Raw genomic sequence first — 17,548 nt, forward strand, 5'->3', positions numbered from 1 at the left:
TCAGTCGGTGTAGAGCTCGTCCAGGTCGTCCTTGAACTTCTTGACGACGACGCGGCGCTTGATCTTCATGCTGGGGGTGATCTCACCCTCCTCGACCGACAGGTCGCGCGGCAGGATGATGAAACGCTTGATCTGCTCCCAGCGGTTGAGCCGCAGGTTCATCTCGTCGACGTAGCCCTGCACCATCTCCCGGCACGCGTCGCTCGTCACGACGTCGCGGTAGCTCTTGCCGGCCATGCCGTTCTTCTCGGCCCACTCGGCGATGGCGTCCTCGTCGAGCGTGATGATCGCGGAGACGAACTTGCGGCCATCGCCCTCGACGACGAGGTTCGAGGCGTAGGGGCACACGCCCTTGAACATCGCCTCGATGGCGCCGGGCGAGACGTACTTGCCGTTCGAGGTCTTGAACAGATCTTTCTTGCGGTCGGTGATGCGGATGTGGCCCGACTCGGCGATCTCACCGATGTCACCGGTGTGGAACCAGCCGTCCGTCAGCACCTCGGCGGTCTCGCGCTCGAGGTTCCAGTAGCCCTGCATGACGCCGGGACCCTTGACGAGCAGTTCGTCGTCCTCACCGAGCTTGAACTCGGTGCCCGGCAGCGGCCAACCGACGGTGCCGACCTGGTTCGCGCCGAGGTAGGGACGGTTGACGCTCGCCGCCGCCGACGACTCCGACAGGCCGTAGCCCTCGAGGATCGGCAGACCGATCGCGGAGAACCACAGCGCGATGTCCTTGTTGAGCGCCGCCGAACCGGAGATGAAGTAGCGCACGTGACCGCCGAAGCGGGCGCGGATCTTCGACAGGATGATCTTGTCGGCCAACTTGTACTCGATCGCGAGACGCCCGGACGGCTCGCGGCCGTCGGCGCGCTCGTTGGCCACCTTCGTGCCGACCTCCACGGCCCAGCGGTACAGCTTGAGTTTCGCGCCGCCGTCGGCCTCCATCATCGTGTTGATCTTGCCGTACACCTTCTCGAAGATGCGCGGCGCGGCGCCCATCCACGTCGGCTGCGTCTCGGGCAGGTTGTCGATGATCTTGTCGACGCGACCGTCGACGACCGTCGGGAAACCGACCTGGATCGGCAGGCACAGCAGCATCTTGCCGAACACGTGCGACAAGGGCAGCCACAGGTACTGCACGTCACCCGCGTTGAGCAGACCGGTCGAGTCGACGGCGGACGCCTCGTACGTCCAGCAGTCGTGCGACAGGCGCACACCCTTCGCCTTGCCCGTCGTGCCCGAGGTGTAGATGAGGGTCGCGAGGTGCTGCGGCTTGATGCCGGCGACGCGGTCGTCGATGACGTCGGGCGTCTCCTCGAGACGGGTGCGGCCGAGCTCGCGCAGCTCGTCGAGCGTCATGACCCACTCGCCGTCACCCTCGCCGTCGAAGACGACGACCTTGACGACGTCGGGGATCTGCTCGCGCCCGCTACGCAGCTTCTCGACCTGATCGGTGTCCTCGGCGAACACGACGCGCGAGCCCGAGTCGGTGAGGATGTGGACGACGTCGGCGAGCTGGCTCGTCGGGTACACGGTCGTCGTCGCCGCGCCGGCGAGCATGTTGCCCAGGTCCGCGAGGACCCACTCCAAGCGGGTCGAGGAGGCGATGGCGACGCGGTCCTCAGCGTCCACGCCGAGCGCGACGAGGCCCGCCGCGATCTGACGGGCGTGCGTGTCGGTCTGCGCCCACGTCATCGACTTCCAGGCGCCGCCCTGCGGGAAGCGGTACGCCTCGTCCTGGCCCGACTTCGCGACGCGGTCGATGAACAGATGCGCGACGCTGTGGGCTCGGTTGTCGATGAGATCGCGCTCGAACTTCTCGTCGGCGATGTTCATGACCATGGGTAGGCGCCTCCAGTCGCAACTCGGCAGAGTGGTTACTCGCCAGTTTTCTTCGGTGTAGCCCTCACCCTAGGCGAGAGCGGCGGGTCATTTGGACGTTTCCGATGAGCCCGATGGCGGCCCAGCACGAAAACATGCTCGATCCACCGTACGAGACGAACGGCAGCGGCACCCCCGTGACGGGCATGAGACCGAGGTTCATCCCGAGGTTCTCGAGCGTCTGGACGAGGAACCATCCGGCGAGCGCGACGCAGACGAGGCGCGCGAAATCGTCCTCCGAGCGGCGCGCCACGTGCAGCATGCGGACGACGACGAACAGCTCCAGCGAGATGACGCCCACGGCCCCGACGAACCCGAGCTCCTCCCCCGCGACGGAGAATACGAAGTCGGTGTACTGGAACGGGATGAACCCGCCCTGCGTCGAGCGTCCCTCGAACAAGCCCTGACCGAACAACCCCCCGGAACCGATGGCCGTCTTGACCTGCGCCACCTGGTAGCCGATGCCACTCGGGTCGGCGGTGGGGTCGACGAACGCGAGCAGCCGGTCGCGCTGATACGGCGCGAGCACGGGGGTGAACAGGGCGACGGCGACGACTCCCGCGAGCGCGGTGCCCGCGCCGAGCAGCACCCGCCGTCGCACCCCGGGGACGAGCAGCGCCGAGACCGCGAGCAGGGTGAGGACGACGGCTGAGCCGAAGTCGGGTTGCAGCATGATGAGCGCCAGGGGCACGGCGACGACGGCGAGCGGCAACCGCAGCTGCCGCAGGCCGAGGGGGCGCGGGTCGTCGCGGTCGGCGAGGACGGACGCGAGCGCCACGGCGAGCGCGACCTTCGCCATCTCCGACGGCTGGATCGAGAAGCCGGGCACTTCGATCCACGAGCGCGAACCGTTGATCGTGCTGCCGAGCGGTGTCAGGACGGCGAGGAGGGCGAGCAACGCGACGAGGTAGATCGCCGGGGCGAGCGCGCGCAACGTCCGCGGATCGAGGCGCATGATGAGCGCCGCGAGGCCCACTCCGATGACGGCGTTGATGACGCCGCGCACGGCGAAGGCGGTGCCGGAGACGTGTGCGGTGGCCGACCACGTCAGCAGGATGCCGATGACGGTGAGGCCGGCCGCCGCCGTCAGCAGGCCGAGGTCGAGGCGTGCGAGGTCGGCGAGGACGCGTCGCGGCTCGCGTCGCGCTGCGTTCACGCAGGCGCGAGCAGGTCGCGTGCCGCCTCGACGTCGCGCGTCATCTGCTCGATCAGTGCCTCGATCGAGTCGAATTTTACGTTGCCGCGCAGGTGCTGCACGAACTCGACGGCGACGATCTCGCCGTACAGGTCGAGGTCGGTGCGGTCGAGGACGTACGCCTCGACCGTGCGCTCGGGGATGTCGAACGTCGGGTTCGTGCCGACGCTGATGGCGGCGGGCAAGCGGTATTCGGGGTCGTCCTGGGCGAGCGAGCGACGCACGAGCCACCCCGCGTACACACCGTCAGCGGGGACGACGCCCTCGGCGTCCCGCGCGAGGTTGGCCGTCGGGAAACCGAGTTCGCGCCCGCGCTGGAAGCCCTTGACGACCTCCCCGACGACGCAGTGGTTGCGCCCGAGTACCTCGGCGGCCTCATCGACCTTGCCGCCCGCGATGAGTTCGCGTACCTGCGAGGACGACCAGCGCACGCCCGGGCCGACGTCGTCGAGGGCGATGACGTCGAAACCGAACTCGCCCCCCAGCTCGCTCAGCGTCGTGATGTCGCCGGAGTTCTTCACGCCGAAGCGAGTGTCCTTGCCGACGACGACGCAGCGCGCATGCAGGGCGTCGACGAACGTCGCCTCGACGAACTCGCGCGGCGTCTGCGCGGCGAGCTCGCGGGTGAACGGCATGACGACGACGGCGTCGAGGCCGAGCTGTTCGAGCAGGAACAGCCGGTCCTTCATGCCCGTCAGCATCTCGGGCGCCTTGTCGGGCGCGAGGACGGCGAGGGGGTGCGGCTCGAACGTCACAGCGACGCTCTTGAGCCCACGGGCGTGAGCCTCTTCCGCGACGCGCTGCATCACGGCGGCGTGGCCGCGGTGGACGCCGTCGAAGTTTCCGAGTGTGACGACGGTGGGCCCGAAGTCGGCGGGCAGGTCGTGGGGATCAGTCAGGCGCAGCACGACGCCACCTTATCCGCCCGTGGACAGCTCTCGCTCGTCCATGCGTGCGAGACGCCACACGGCGAGCGCGCCGGCCCACGTCAGCACGAAGAGCGCGACGATGACGTACCCGACCGAGTCGAGCGGGATCGAACCCAGCCAGGCGACCGGGCCGCTCGTGATGTTCCACTTGTCGCTCACGACGCCGGCCAGTTCGATCGTGCCGATGACGAGGGCGACGAACACCGACAGGCCCGTCACGGTCGCGTTGTAGTAGAGCCGTCGCAGCGGTTTGGCGAAGGCCCATTCGTAGGCGCGGGACATGAAGATGCCGTCGATCGAGTCGAGCAGGCTCATGCCGGCGGCGAAGATGATCGGCAGGGTGAGGATCGCGTACCACGGCAGCGCGAAGGCCGCCGCCCCGCTCGCGAGGACGAGCAGCGAGATCTCGGTGGCCGTGTCGAAGCCGAGGCCGAACAGGAACCCTGTCGGGTACATCTGCACCGGCTTCGTGATCGACTTCGTCGCGCCCCGCAGGATGCGGGCGAAGAATCCGCGGCCATCGAGATGCCCCTCGAGCGCTTGCTCGTCGAGGCGGCCTTCACGCGCCCCGCGCCAGACGCGCACGATGCCGATGAGACTCATGAAGTTGAGGATGCCGATGACCCACAGGAAGACGCCGGAGACCGTCGGGCCGAAGACGCCGAGCCACTGGTGCAGCGTCGAGTCGTCGTCCTTCACCGGCCCGGCGATGGCCTTGATCCCGAGCGCGAGCAGCAGACACATCGTGAACACGACGCTCGAGTGGCCGAGGGAGAACCAGAAACCGACCGACACGGGCTTGTTCTCGCGACGGTCGGTGAGCAGCTTGCGCGTCGTGTTGTCGATGGCCGCGATGTGGTCGGCGTCGAAGGCGTGACGCATGCCGAGGGTATAGGCGGTGAGGCCGAGGCCGATGCCGAACAGCTGCTTGTGCCCGTCCGAGGTGATCTGCAGGTTCTGCGGTTCGACGACGAACGCGAGCACCCCCCACCCCACGACGTGCAGCAGCGCGACGAAACCCGCCATGCCGAGGATCGAGCGCTTCTCGTGGGCGTTGAACCCGTGCCACCAGCCGGTCAGACGGCTCATCGCCCATCCTTCGTCTCGTCGTGCGTTGCAGCGTCACCTTACCGCCCGGTGCGACAGCTTCGCACCTGGGTGAGCGTGGCGTGCGTCGCGGGCGCCGCGGGTGGTGACCGCGGCGCGTGCTGCCTGCAGGCTCAGGCCGGGAAGGTGACGCGCGACTTCGCGGTGGCGGCTCGCTCGTCGAGGATCGCGGCGAGACGCCCGTCGGGCGCGATCGCCGCGACCGTCTCCTCCCCGCGGTGCGCCGAGGCGATCCGCTGGCCGTACCCGAGGGCGCGTTCTTCCTCGACATCGAGATCGTGGACGACGAAGGAATCCGCCGCGGCCTGCGCCATCGGGATGACGCGCGGGACGCCGCCGTCCCCGGCCTGCTCGGCGATCGTCTCCAGCGTCGCCGCATCCTCGAGGGTGAACGCGCCGACGCGGGTGCGCCGCAGCGCTGTGAGGTGCCCGCCGACGCCGAGCGCGGCGCCGAGATCGCGCGCGAGGGCGCGCACGTAGGTACCGGAGGTCACCTCGACGACGACGTCGAGGTCGACCACGGGCATGCCGTCGTCCGTGCTCGCCTCACGCACGTCGAGCACCTCGAAGCGGCTGACGGTGACGGAACGCGCGGCGAGGGCGACGTCCTCTCCCCCACGCACGCGGGCGTAGGAGCGCTTACCGTCGACCTTGATCGCGCTGACGCTGCTCGGCACCTGCTCGATGTCGCCGCTGAGCGAGGCGACGGCCGCCGCGAGGGCCTCGTCGCTCAGCTCCGCGCGCGTCAACGGCGTCGAGGCCGTGACGCCGCCCTCCGCGTCGTCGGTGATCGTCGTCTGGCCGAGGCGAATCGTCGCGGTGTACTCCTTGTCGCACCCGACGAGGAACGTCAGCAGCTTCGTCGCCTTGTTGACGCCGAGCACGAGCACGCCCGTCGCCATCGGGTCGAGTGTGCCGGCGTGGCCGACGCGGCGCGTGTTCGCGAGGCGCCGCATGCGGCCGACGACGTCGTGCGAGGTCCATCCGGCGGGCTTGTCGACGAGGACGAGCCCGTCGGGCGTCTGCGGACGCGCCTCGCGGCGGGGGCGCTGCTGGGCAGCGGACTCGCTCACGCCTCGTCGGCGGGTTCGGCCGGCTTCTTGTACGGGTCCGCCTCGCCCGCGTAGGCGGCGGTAGAGCGGTTACGGGCCAGTTCCTCGTCGCGGGCGCGCGTCTGGGCGAGCACGTCCTCGAGGTGTGCGGCGCCCTCGGGGATCGCGTCGGCGATGAACTCGAGCGTCGGCGTGAGACGGATGCCGAGGCCCTTGCCGACGTGGCTGCGGATGCGGCCCTTGTTGTCGGCGAGCGCTTCGGCCGTCGCGGCGCGCTCCTCGTCGCTGCCGAAGACGGTGTAGAACACGGACGCGTTCTGCAGGTCGCCGGTGACGCGCACGTCGGTGATCGTGAGGAAGCCGACGCGCTCGTCCTTGAGACGGAACTCGACGTACTCGGCGACGAGGGACTTGATGCGGTCGGCGACCTTGCGGGCGCGGGCCTGGTCGGCCATGGATGCCTCCTGATGCTGAAGTGAACTGCCCCAACCCTAGGCGATGGGCGCAGGCGGCGGCTCGACGACGCAGCCGGGCGCGGCCGTTACCGATCAGGGTGTCCCGTATGTACCGCTCAGCCCTTGCGCGCGACGACGATGTCGCGATCGATCGAGGCGTCGACGCGGTGACGGAAGGCGTCGGCGGCGACGTGCCCCTGCGTCGGGCCGTCCACGCCGTGGCCGTGCACGACGGTGAAGCCGTGAGCCTCGAGCGCTTCTGCCATCGCCTCGGGCCCGGCGACGTGACGGTTGTACGCGAGGCCGATCGTGCCGCCGGTGCGCAGCGCGTCGTGCCAGCCGGGCAGCGCGCGATCGAGCAGGCGCAACGGTGAACGGGCGAGCCGCTCGCCATTGCTACCGTGGCTGCCGTGCTGCACGCCGTAGGGCAGGTCGGTGACGACGACGTCGACGCTGGCGCGGCGCATGACGTCCGGCAGCTTGGTGGTGTCCATCGACAGGTACGTCACCTGCTGGGTGCGCCCCGCCTTCCAGTCCTCCTTGCTGGGAGCCGTCTCTAGCTCGAGGGCGCGACCGTACGTGCGGCCGCTGCGACGGATCTGTGTCGCGTCGATCTCGTGCTTGAGGCGGTGCGTGCGCAGCCACGTCGTGATGAACGCCTGGTACTGCTCGAAGTCGCCCTTGTCGACCTCGATGCCGGTGATGTCGAGGCCGCGCAGCAGACACGTGTTGAGCGTCGTGCCGCGCCCGCACATGGGGTCGAGGACGTGCAGCGTGCCGTCGAGCAGCTGTGCGGGACGCTTGCTCAGCGCCGCGGTGACGTTGAGCAGCAGGTGCGTGAACTGCTCGTTCGTCTTGCCCTGGTACTTCTGGATCGTGACGACGTCATCGGTGTAGAGCCTGCGTCGCTCCAGCGGGGTCGGGCTCAGCAGCCCGTCGCGCGCGCCGAAGAGCGCGAACGCGCCGCTGGCCTCGGAGACGACGCGGTCGAGCCGGTCGTCGTCACCGGCGACGGCGAGGTAGTCGACCCCTGCCACGGTGACGGGTTCGACGCTCGCCTCGATGCCGAGCGCACCCGCGAGCAGCGTGATCTCCGCAGCGTTGAGGCGCGCCGCGTCCCCCGCGTACACGCGGTTCGACGACGGCGCGAGCAGCAGCAGGCGCCCGTCCGGCGCCACGTCGGGCGGGGTCGAGACATCGGGGTTCAGCACGGGAGCGTCAAGAGTCACGGGCCCCATTCTGCACGATCTGCCGCGCACGGCCGATGCCGCATGGCGCCGCGCAGCGCCGTGGCCCGGTGCCACGGCTGACTCACGCCATACACGACGGCGACCCCGCTCGAACCCCGGTGTGCGGGGTTCGAGCGGGGTCGCATCCGACCATGTGTCCGAGGCGATGAGGTCATCGCCTCGGACACGGCGAAGCGTCAGGCTCGGGGGATCTCCACCATCTCGTACGTGGTGATGAGGTCGCCCGTCTGGACGTCGTTGTGCGAACCGAGGTTGATACCGCACTCGAAGCCCTCGCGGACCTCGGTGACGTCGTCCTTGAAGCGTCGCAGACCGGCGATCTCGAGGCCTTCGACGATGACGACACCGTCGCGCGTGATGCGCGCCTTGGCGCCACGCTTGATCTCGCCGCTCCTGACCATCGATCCGGCGATGTTGCCGAACTTGGACGAGCGGAAGATCTCGCGGATCTCGGCGGAGCCCGTCTCGCGCTCCTCGTATTCCGGCTTGAGCATGCCCTTGAGGGCGAGCTCGATCTCCTCGATCGCCTGGTAGATGACCGAGTAGTAACGGATCTCGACGCCTTCCTTCTCGGCGTACTCCGCGTTCTGGCCTTCGGCGCGAACATTGAAGCCGACGATGATGGCGTCTGAGGCGACGGCGAGGTTGATGTTGTTCATCGTGATCGCGCCGACACCACGGTCGATGATCCGCAGGTCGACGTCGTCGCCCACGTCGATCTGGAGCAACGCGTCCTCGAGGGCTTCGACCGAACCCGACACGTCACCCTTGAGGATGAGGTTGAGGGTCTCGACCTTGCCCGCCGCAAGGTGCTCGTTGAGGTCCTCGAGGCTGATGCGCTTGCGCGCCTTGGCCAGCGAGGCCTGACGGTCGGCCGCTTCACGCTTCTCGGCGATCTGACGGGCCGTGCGGTCGTCCGGAGCGACGATGAACGTGTCACCGGCGCGCGGCACCGAGGCAAGACCGGTGACGAGCACCGGGCGGCTCGGGCCCGCTTCGGCGACGTTCTGGCCGTGCTCGTCGAGCATGGCGCGAACGCGTCCGTAGGCCTGACCCGTGACGATGGCGTCACCGACGCGCAACGTACCGGACTGCACGAGAACCGTCGCGACGGCACCGCGACCACGGTCGAGGTTGGCCTCGATCGCGACACCACGGGCGTCCTTGTTCGGGTTCGCACGCAGGTCGAGCGCCGCGTCGGCGGTGAGCAGCACGGCCTCGAGCAGCGAGTCGATGTTCTGACCCTGGCGGGCCGAGACGTCGACAAACATCGTGTCGCCGCCGTACTCCTCGGCGATGAGGTTGTACTCGGTGAGCTGCTGACGCACCTTCGCCGGGTTCGCGCCGTCGACGTCGATCTTGTTGACCGCGACGACGATCGGCACGTTCGCCGCCTGGGCGTGGTTGAGCGCCTCGATCGTCTGCGGCATCACGCCGTCATCGGCGGCGACCACGAGGATCGCGATGTCGGTGACCTTCGCACCGCGGGCACGCATGGCGGTGAACGCCTCGTGACCCGGGGTGTCGATGAACGTGATCGGACGGTCGACGCCCTCGTGCTCCTTGTGGACCTGGTAGGCACCGATGTGCTGGGTGATGCCGCCGGCCTCGCCCTGCGCGACGTCCGCGTTGCGGATCGCGTCGAGCAGGCGCGTCTTTCCGTGGTCGACGTGACCCATGACGGTGACGACCGGCGGACGCTGCTCGAGCACGTCGTCGCTCTCGCCCTCGGCCTCGGCGTCGAGGTCGATGTTGAACTGGCCGAAGAGCTCGCGCTCCTCCTCCTCCGGGGAGACGACACGGATGTCGTAGCCGAGCTCGGCGCCGAGCAGCTGGAACGTGTCCTCGTCCAGCGACTGCGTCGCCGTCGCCATCTCACCGAGGTGGAACAGCACGGTGACGAGCGATGCGGGGTTCGCGTCGATCTTGTCGGCGAAGTCCGTCAGCGACGCACCGCGACGCACCTGGATGATCGTCGAACCGTTGCCGCGAGGAACGCTCACGCCACCGATCGACGGCGCCTGCATCTGCTCGAACTCTTGACGCTTCGCGCGCTTGCTCTTGCGGCCGCGCACCTTGCTGCCACCGCGACCGAACGCACCCTGGGTGCCGCCGCGGCCACCGGGGCCACGACCGCCGCCACCGGGACGACCGGCGAAACCGCCGCCGCCGGGACGACCACCCGCACCGGGACGACCGCCACCGCCACCACGGGCGGGACGCTCACCGGGACGCGGCACGGCCGCCTGCGACGGCATCATGCCCGGGTTGGGGCGCGGACCACCGGTACGGGGGCCTCCGGCACCGGCGGAACCGCCGGGGCGCGGACCTGCCGCACCCGCGGGACGGGGGCCACCGGAGCCTGCGGGGCCACGGTTGCCGCCGGGACGCGGCATGCCCTGGCTCGGCGCGAACGGGTTGTTGCCGGGGCGTGCGCCGCCCTCGCGACGCTCACCGCCGTCACGGCGCTCGGTGCGCTCGCCGCCACGACGCTCGCCACCACGGCCCATGCCCTGGTTGGAGCTGAACGGGTTGTTGCCCGGACGCGGTGCGCCGGGGCGCGGGCCGGGACGGTTGCCAGAACGCTCGGGGCGCTCCGAACGCTCGCCACGCGACGGACCCGACGTGCTCGCCGGCTTCGCGGCTGGCCCGGGCTTGGGGCCGGGGCGCGCAGCAGCGGGCTTCGGTGCCGACGGTGCGGCCGCAGCGGGCTTGGGCGCGGACGGCGTCGCCGCGGCGGGTGCTGCCGGGGCAGCGACCGACTCGGTCTTGGCCGCAGGCTTCGGGGTGGCGCTCTCGGCCGGCTTCGACGGCGCCGCGGGTGCGGCATCGGCGGGGGCAGCCTTGGGAGCAGGCGCCTTCGGGCCCGGCTTGGGGGCGCCGGGCTTGGCGGACGAACCGCCAGCCGGCTTCGGGGAGCTCGACGGCACGTCGGCGGCGTCGCCACCGGCCTTCGTCGGCTTCGGGGGGTTCTCCTTGATCTTGCGCACGACGGGCGCTTCGATCGTCGAACTGGCGGACTTCACGAACTCGCCCTGCGCCTTGAGGTGCGCGAGCAGTTCCTTGCTCTCGACTCCGAGCTCCTTGGCGAGCTCGTGGACTCGAACCTTGGCCACGTTTCTCCTGTCAGATGGTGACGGGCGGCCAAGGCTTCGAGCAATTGCTTGCCCGGAGGATCAGCCGACCGCCGAGGGGTAGGTGTTCATCGGTGAGAACTCATCGGTTGCTCATCGCGTCAAACCCGCTTTCGGTCATGGTGTGTTCGCCGTCGGGCGACGGCAGGCGGGCGATCTCGGCCGCCACGTGTTCCTGCAGCGCCGCGGTGTGGACCGCGGTGTGCAGACGAAGTGCTCGTGCCCATGCCCGACGCTTGGTGGCCTGTTCGAGGCACGTCGTGTCGGCGTGGAGCCAGGCTCCTCGACCGGGCATCGCCTTGCGCGAGTCGAGCACCAGGCTGGCGCCGTCCTCGCTCACTGCGATGCGCAGCAAAACGGAACGGCCGCCCTTGCCCCGGCACCCGATGCAGGTTCGCTGCGGTTCTGCGGGCCGGGAGAGCTCGACGTTCGGGATCGGCACGTTCACACGCACCCCACCTTCACATCTGTCACCGTTCAAGCCCTACCCTACCCCCGCACAGCTCCGCGACGAAATGCGCGCACCCCGGCCACGCTCGGTGGCCGGGGTGCGCGCGAGACGTCTGAGGGCGCGCGCTCAGCGGGCCGACTCGTCGTCACGCCCGCCGTCGGCGAGCGCGGTGTCGGGCCGGATGTCGATGCGCCACCCCGTCAGCTTCGCCGCGAGACGGGCGTTCTGGCCCTCCTTGCCGATGGCGAGGCTGAGCTGGAAGTCGGGCACGACGACGCGGGCGGCTCGGGCCTTCGGGTCGACGACCTCGACCGACTCGACGCGCGAGGGCGACAGGGCCGCGGCGATGAACTCATCGGGCTGGCGCGAGTAGTCGACGATGTCGATCTTCTCGCCCTGCAGCTCGCTCATGACGGCGCGCACGCGCTGACCCATCGGGCCGATACAGGCGCCCTTGGCGTTGATGCCGGGCTTCGTGGCGTGCACCGCGATCTTGGTGCGGTGACCCGCCTCGCGCGCGAGCGCGGCGATCTCGACGCTACCGTCGGCGATCTCGGGCACCTCCATCGCGAACAGCTTGCGCACGAGGTTGGGGTGGGTGCGCGACAGCGAGATCTGCGGGCCCTTCGGGCCGCGGCGCACGGACACGACGTAGCAGCGCAGACGCTCGCCGTGACGGTAGGTCTCCCCCGGCACCTGCTCCGCGGTCGGCAGGATGCCCTCCACGGTGCCGAAGTCGACCTTGACGAACCGCGAGTCGAGGCTCTGCTGGATCGTGCCGGAGACGATGTCGCCTTCCTTGCCGATGAAGTCACCGAGGATGGCCTCGTCCTCGACGTCACGCATGCGCTGCATGATGACCTGACGGGCCGTACCCGCGGCGACCCGGCCGAAGTTCTTGGGGGTGTCGTCGAACTCGGGGCCGGGCTCGCTCCAGGTGCCGTCCTCCTGCTTCTCGCCGTCCTCGCGCGCCCACACGACGACATGACCCGTGCGGCGGTCGAGCTCGACGCGCGCCCGGCGGTAGGAGCCCTCCTCCTTCTGGTACGCGAGCAGCAGCGCCTGCTCGATGGCGGGGACGATGACGTCCATCGGAATCTCGCGCTCCCGCTCCAGGGCGCGCAGTGCAGCCATGTCGATGTCCATCAGACGTCCTCTCCCACGGCGTCGGCGGCGTCGCCGCGCGTGAATTCCACCTGCACCTTGGCGCCGGTGATCGATGTGTAATTGAGTCGGGCGGGCTCGGCGTCAGTGGCCGCCCCCGCCTTCTTGCCGCCCCGCTCGGGCGTCACCTCCACCGTCTGGTCGTCGGCGCGGGTGATGCGACCGGCGACCCTCGACTCGTCGTCGAGGGTGACGGTGACGAGGCGGCCGACGTTGCGCGCGAAGTGGCGCGGCAGCGTCAGCGGACGGTCGGTGCCGGGTGAGCTGACCTCGAGGACGTAGGGCTGTTCGCCCATGACGTCGCTCGCCTCGAGTTCTGCGTCGATGACGCGCGTGGCGTCCGTGACCTCGTCGAGCGTGACGGGCTCGATCGATTCCTCGACCGCCTTCTCGAGGGCGACGTCGCGGTCGACGAGCACGCGCACGAGGCGGCGCTTGCCGGCAGGTACGACGGTGACGTCCTCGACGAGGAGACCCAGTGGTTCGAGCTTCGGCAGAATCGTGTCGATGATCGTCTGTTCCGAGTTGCTCACTCGCGCCTCCTGGAGTTGTCGCCGTGCCGTGCACCCGTCGCCCGCGGCACGAGCCGTGAGGTGACGAATGCGCAGGCGTCGTGCCTGCGCATCGCCCCTGAGTCTATCGTGACGCGTGAGGAGCCGTCGTCGCCCGAGACCGGAGCGTCCCGGCTCGCCGCAGGTCAGCCCTACGACGGCGCGAGGCCCCGACGGTGCAGCATGCGCCGCTCGATCGGGCCGAAGAGCAGCACCTCCACGGCCAACCCGACGACGAGCACGAGAGCGATCGCGGCCATCACGGCTGGCATGTCCGAGTTCGCCTGCCCCTGGTTGAGCATCGAACCGAGACCGAATCCGAGCTTGGGCGACTGCACGATGAGCTCGGCGGCCATGAGGGAACGCCAGGCGAACGCCCAGCCCTGCTTGATGCCGCCGAGATAGGTCGGCATGGCCGCCGGCAGCAGGACGTGACGCACGAGTTGCGTGCGACTCGCTCCGAGGGCCCGGCCGGCTCGTTCGAACAGGGGCGGGACCTGATCCAACCCGCCGATCAATCCCATGGCGATCGAGGGCACTGCGGACAGCAGGATCACGGCGTACATCGTCGTGTCGCTGAGGTAGAACATCATGACGGCGAAGGGCACCCACGCGACCGACGGCAGGGACTGCATCGCTGCGAGCAGCGGTCGGAAGGCGCGCCGCGCCAGTCTCGCGCGGCCGACGACGAGCCCGAGTGTCGTGCCGAGCACGAGAGAGAGCGCGAAGCCCACCGCGCCGCGTCGCAGGCTGACCCAGATCGCGTCGAGCGCCTCCCCCGAGGTGAGGGAGGTCCACAGGGCCCGAGCGATGTCGGTGACCGGAGGGAGCACCCAGGCCGGTTTGACGTGTGCCCACACGAGAACCTGCCAGGCGAGGACCACGATCGCGAGCGCACCCAGCGGCGCTAGCACGGACAGCGGGTCGACGCGGCGTCGGCGCCGCGCCTGAGCCTGTTCGAGCGCGTCTAGTCCGGAGGTGACGTCGTCGTCACTGATCATCGATCTCGTGGGGCCGGGCGAGCGGTGCCGTCGGGCACTGGCCTCGAACGGATCCTCCTCGCGCATGTCGAACTCAGGCGTGGGCATGACGACTGATCTCCTCTCGCAGGCGCGAGGTGATCTCGCGGGACAGCTCACCGACGCCTGCGTCCTCGATGGCACGCGGCTGTGGCAGGTCGACGTCCCACGACTGGCTGACGCGTCCCGGGCGCGAAGAGAGCAGGACGACACGTTGGCCGAGACGCACTGCTTCACGCACGTTGTGGGTGACGAAGATGACGGCCATGCCGTCGCGATGCCACACGTCGCTAAGTTCCCCGTGGAGCAGGTCGCGCGTCATGGCGTCGAGGGCGGCGAATGGTTCGTCCATGAGCAGCAGGCGCGCGTTCTGGGCGAGTGCGCGCGCGAGGGCGACGCGTTGGCGTTGGCCTCCGGACAGTTCGTGGGGGCGTCGATCCACTGCGCCGTCGAGCCGCACCGTCGCGAGCAGCTCCTGCGCCCGCTGGCGGCGTTCGGCGGAGGGCACGCCCCTGAATCGCAGGGGAGCCTCGACGTTCTCGCCGACGCTCAGCCACGGGAAGAGCGCGGAATCCTGAAACATCAGCGCCGGTTGAGGGCCGTCGACGTGCACGTCGCCCGCGCTGGCGGGTTCGAGCCCGGCGATGATCGACAGCAGGGTCGACTTGCCGCAGCCGGAGGCGCCGAGAACGCTGACGAACTCCCCCTGTTCGACCCTCAGGTCGAGCCCGCCGATCGCCTCGACGGCGTCGTCGCCCTGGCCGAAGACCTTGTGCAGACCGCGGATGTCGACGGCGGCCGGCTGTGCCGTCGAGCGTGCGTCGCTCGGCGGGGCGATCGGGTGTCGCTCGCCTGCCGTGGTGGTGTCGAACGTCATGTCAGCCCTTTCTGTGCACGCCGAGACCGGCGTCGGTGATCGCAGGCAGGGCGCGTGCAGCAAGGACCTGCCGGAGCGGGTCGAGGTCCGCCAACCCGCGCAGGTCGGGACGGACGTCGATGCCGCCCGTTCGCCACGTGTGTTCGGCGACCTGCGCGATGTTTGCCATCAACGGATCCCAGGAGAACTGCACGTTGTCCATGGCCCGCTCGGCGACCGATCGCTTCAACTTCTTGCCGCTGAGCTTGCCGATCTCGGCGTTGAGCAGCACACTCGCGGCGCCCCGATGGCTGTTGATCCATTCCACGGTCTCGACGTGGGCCGCCAGGAGCTGCTCCACCTGAGCAGGCGCGCGTTCGAGGTACTCCTGGGTGACGAGCAGGCACGTCGTCACGAATCGGTGGTCGGGCCACTGGGTGCGTTCGTCGACGAGCACGTGCGCGCCGGCTTCGACGACGAGGCGAGAGACCCATGGCTCGGCCTGGTAGCTGGCGTCGAGGCGCCCCTGGCGGAACTGATCGAGAGTCTGTGAGTTGGCCATCCACACGGTCTCCACCTCGTCCGCTCCCGGCCCCGTCGTCAGGTGGTGCTCGGCGAGCAGTGTCTTGAGGGCTACGTCCTGGGTGCCGCCGATCTGCGGCGTGGAGACGCTGCACCCACGCAGATCGTCGATCTTCTTCACTCCGGGACGAGCAACGAGCGCAGCGCCGTTCTCCGCTGCTCCGGCGAGGAGGCGCACTCCGGCGCCCTTCGTCCGCACCCACGCCGTGATCGCCGGGTTCGGGCCGAGGTAGGCGACGTCGATCGCGCCGGCGAGCATGGCCTGGACGGCGGCGGGCCCGTTGTCGAAGACCTGCCGCTCGATGGCCGTGCTGCCCAGGTGGCGCGCGAACGTTCCGCGGGCCATGCCTGCGAGGGCCACGCCGTGGGTCAGGTTCGAGAAGTGCCCCAATCGCAGGCGATGCGGGCTCGCCTCAGCCGCCCCGCACCCCGACAGGGCCGGTGTCATGAAGGGGGCGGCGAGGCCGGCGCCGAGGAGCGTCCGGCGCCCGATCTGGGGTGATCGGGCCCGGGATCGGTGTACGGCATCGACAGGTGCGTGATCGTCGCACATGTCAGCCAGCCAGCCAATCCTCTTCGGATTCGAGCTGCGCGGCGTCGTCGTCCGCACCCGAACCGAGCCCCGCACCCGACATGCCGGCCCCGAGCGTGGCGCCGCTCGCGGGATCGATGACGAGGAACGCGCCGGTCGCCCGGTGGCTGTCGTACGGGTCGAGCACCACGGGCTCGGCCAGACGCAGACGGACTCGTCCGATCGTGTTGAGCGTCATCACTGCTTCAGGGCCGGCTGCGTGCCACGTGCTCGTCTCGACGTCCCACAGATGCGTGATGTCGTCGACGACCGCGCGCACCACCTTGGTGCCCGCCTTGACGAGGACGCGCTGACGGACACGCCCGTCCGCAGCCGCGAGCCACGCGAGCACTCCGCTCACCTCGGAGTCGGCAACCGGTTGATCGGGGTCGGCCACGAGCGACAGGACCTCACCACGAGCGACGTCAAGTTCGTCGCCCAGACGCACCGTCACTGACTCGCCCGCTACGGCCACCTCACGCGAGCCCACCGGAGTGTCGATCGCGACGACTCGGCTCGTCAGGCCCGAGGACACCGCGCGCACACGGTCACCGACGTGCAGGACGCCGGAGGCGATGCGGCCGGCGAGACCGCGATAATCCGGATGCTCGGCGGTGCGAGGCCGGATGACGAGCTGGACCGGCATGCGGAACGACTCGGCCCGCAGGTCATCGCGGACGGGTAGCGACTCGAGCAGGTCGAGCAGCGGCGGGTGGTCGTACCCGTCGGGGGCCGGAGCGACGACCCCCTCGCCCGTCAGCGCAGATAGCGCGACGACGCGGGGATCGCTGAGGCCCACCCTGTCGGCCAGGTCGATCGCCTGGGTCCGGACCTCGTCGAACCGCGAGCGCGACCACTCGAGGGCATCCATCTTGTTGACGGCGAAGATGACGTGCGGAACACGCAGCAGCGCCATCAACGCGGCGTGACGACGCGTCTGGTCGCTGACCCCGTGTCGCGCGTCCACGAGGACGACGGCTGCGTCAGCGGTGGAGGCGCCAGTGACCATGTTGCGCGTGTACTGCACGTGCCCCGGGGTGTCGGCGAGGACGAAGGTGCGCCGGGGCGTGGAGAAGTACCGGTACGCCACGTCGATCGTGATGCCCTGTTCGCGCTCGGCGCGCAGCCCGTCCGTCAGGAGAGCAAGGTCGACCTGCTCGGCGCCGCGCGAGGTGCTCGCGGCCACCATCGAGTCGTAGGTGTCGGCCAGGATGTTCTTCGTGTCGTGCAGGAGCCGGCCGACGAGGGTGGACTTGCCGTCGTCGACGCTCCCGGCGACGACCAGACGGAGTTGGCCGAGCCCGTTGCGCGCGCTATGCGGCGCGGGTGGCTGTGCTGTGGTTGTCGTCAT

At 69.7% G+C, this 17,548-nt stretch carries 15 protein-coding genes; all 15 read right to left on the reverse strand.

What is annotated here, in order from left to right; translation table 11 throughout:
* The 15 genes from ABH936_RS10150 to ABH936_RS10220 all read right to left on the reverse strand — a co-directional run bounded on the left by ABH936_RS10150 (nucleotide 1) and on the right by ABH936_RS10220 (nucleotide 17,548).
* Complete coding sequence (locus ABH936_RS10150; protein WP_404603192.1) at nucleotides 1-1,842, reverse strand: AMP-dependent synthetase/ligase; 1,842 nt, start codon at nucleotides 1,840-1,842, stop codon at nucleotides 1-3.
* Nucleotides 1,843-1,906: 64 nt separating this feature from the next.
* Complete coding sequence (gene rodA / locus ABH936_RS10155) at nucleotides 1,907-3,037, reverse strand: rod shape-determining protein RodA (RefSeq protein WP_404603193.1); 1,131 nt, start codon at nucleotides 3,035-3,037, stop codon at nucleotides 1,907-1,909.
* Entirely contained in the window at nucleotides 3,034-3,984 is a 951-nt protein-coding gene (locus ABH936_RS10160) for a bifunctional riboflavin kinase/FAD synthetase (protein WP_074039843.1), read from the reverse strand. Before ABH936_RS10160 ends, rodA begins: the two co-directional genes overlap by 4 nt.
* A 9-nt stretch (nucleotides 3,985-3,993) precedes the next feature.
* On the reverse strand, nucleotides 3,994-5,094 hold the full coding sequence (locus ABH936_RS10165; protein ID WP_404603194.1) for a HoxN/HupN/NixA family nickel/cobalt transporter: 1,101 nt from the start codon (nucleotides 5,092-5,094) through the stop codon (nucleotides 3,994-3,996).
* Between the two features lie 131 nt (nucleotides 5,095-5,225).
* Entirely contained in the window at nucleotides 5,226-6,185 is a 960-nt protein-coding gene (truB, locus tag ABH936_RS10170) for a tRNA pseudouridine(55) synthase TruB (protein ID WP_074039840.1), read from the reverse strand.
* Nucleotides 6,182-6,619, reverse strand: coding sequence for a 30S ribosome-binding factor RbfA (gene rbfA, locus ABH936_RS10175; RefSeq protein ID WP_006943469.1), 438 nt, complete (start codon nucleotides 6,617-6,619; stop codon nucleotides 6,182-6,184). Before rbfA ends, truB begins: the two co-directional genes overlap by 4 nt.
* 116 nt (nucleotides 6,620-6,735) lie before the next feature.
* A complete protein-coding gene (locus tag ABH936_RS10180) occupies nucleotides 6,736-7,848 on the reverse strand; it encodes a TRM11 family methyltransferase (RefSeq protein WP_200874210.1) in 1,113 nt (370 codons plus the stop codon).
* A 197-nt stretch (nucleotides 7,849-8,045) separates the two neighbouring features.
* Nucleotides 8,046-10,985: a translation initiation factor IF-2 gene (gene infB, locus ABH936_RS10185; RefSeq protein WP_038568733.1), complete on the reverse strand. Its 2,940-nt coding sequence runs from the start codon at nucleotides 10,983-10,985 to the stop codon at nucleotides 8,046-8,048.
* Between the two features lie 100 nt (nucleotides 10,986-11,085).
* Entirely contained in the window at nucleotides 11,086-11,451 is a 366-nt protein-coding gene (locus ABH936_RS10190; RefSeq protein ID WP_235181931.1) for a YlxR family protein, read from the reverse strand.
* Nucleotides 11,452-11,580: 129 nt separating this feature from the next.
* Complete coding sequence (gene nusA, locus ABH936_RS10195) at nucleotides 11,581-12,600, reverse strand: transcription termination factor NusA (RefSeq protein ID WP_006944857.1); 1,020 nt, start codon at nucleotides 12,598-12,600, stop codon at nucleotides 11,581-11,583.
* A complete protein-coding gene (rimP, locus tag ABH936_RS10200) occupies nucleotides 12,600-13,151 on the reverse strand; it encodes a ribosome maturation factor RimP (RefSeq protein WP_404603196.1) in 552 nt (183 codons plus the stop codon). Before rimP ends, nusA begins: the two co-directional genes overlap by 1 nt.
* Nucleotides 13,152-13,321: 170 nt before the next feature.
* Entirely contained in the window at nucleotides 13,322-14,257 is a 936-nt protein-coding gene (locus tag ABH936_RS10205) for an ABC transporter permease (RefSeq protein ID WP_051805979.1), read from the reverse strand.
* The gene (locus ABH936_RS10210; RefSeq protein ID WP_404603197.1) at nucleotides 14,244-15,065 is read right to left on the reverse strand and encodes an ABC transporter ATP-binding protein; all 822 of its coding nucleotides are present in this window, start codon (nucleotides 15,063-15,065) and stop codon (nucleotides 14,244-14,246) included. Before ABH936_RS10210 ends, ABH936_RS10205 begins: the two co-directional genes overlap by 14 nt.
* 1 nt (nucleotide 15,066) lies before the next feature.
* The gene (locus tag ABH936_RS10215) at nucleotides 15,067-16,179 is read right to left on the reverse strand and encodes an ABC transporter substrate-binding protein (protein WP_404603198.1); all 1,113 of its coding nucleotides are present in this window, start codon (nucleotides 16,177-16,179) and stop codon (nucleotides 15,067-15,069) included.
* A 1-nt stretch (nucleotide 16,180) separates the two neighbouring features.
* Nucleotides 16,181-17,548 (reverse strand): sulfate adenylyltransferase subunit 1, encoded by a 1,368-nt coding sequence (locus tag ABH936_RS10220; RefSeq protein ID WP_038568738.1) that lies wholly within the window; start codon nucleotides 17,546-17,548, stop codon nucleotides 16,181-16,183.

The organism is Dermacoccus sp. GAS27A, assembly GCF_044909235.1.
Lineage (GTDB): Bacteria > Actinomycetota > Actinomycetes > Actinomycetales > Dermatophilaceae > Dermacoccus > Dermacoccus nishinomiyaensis.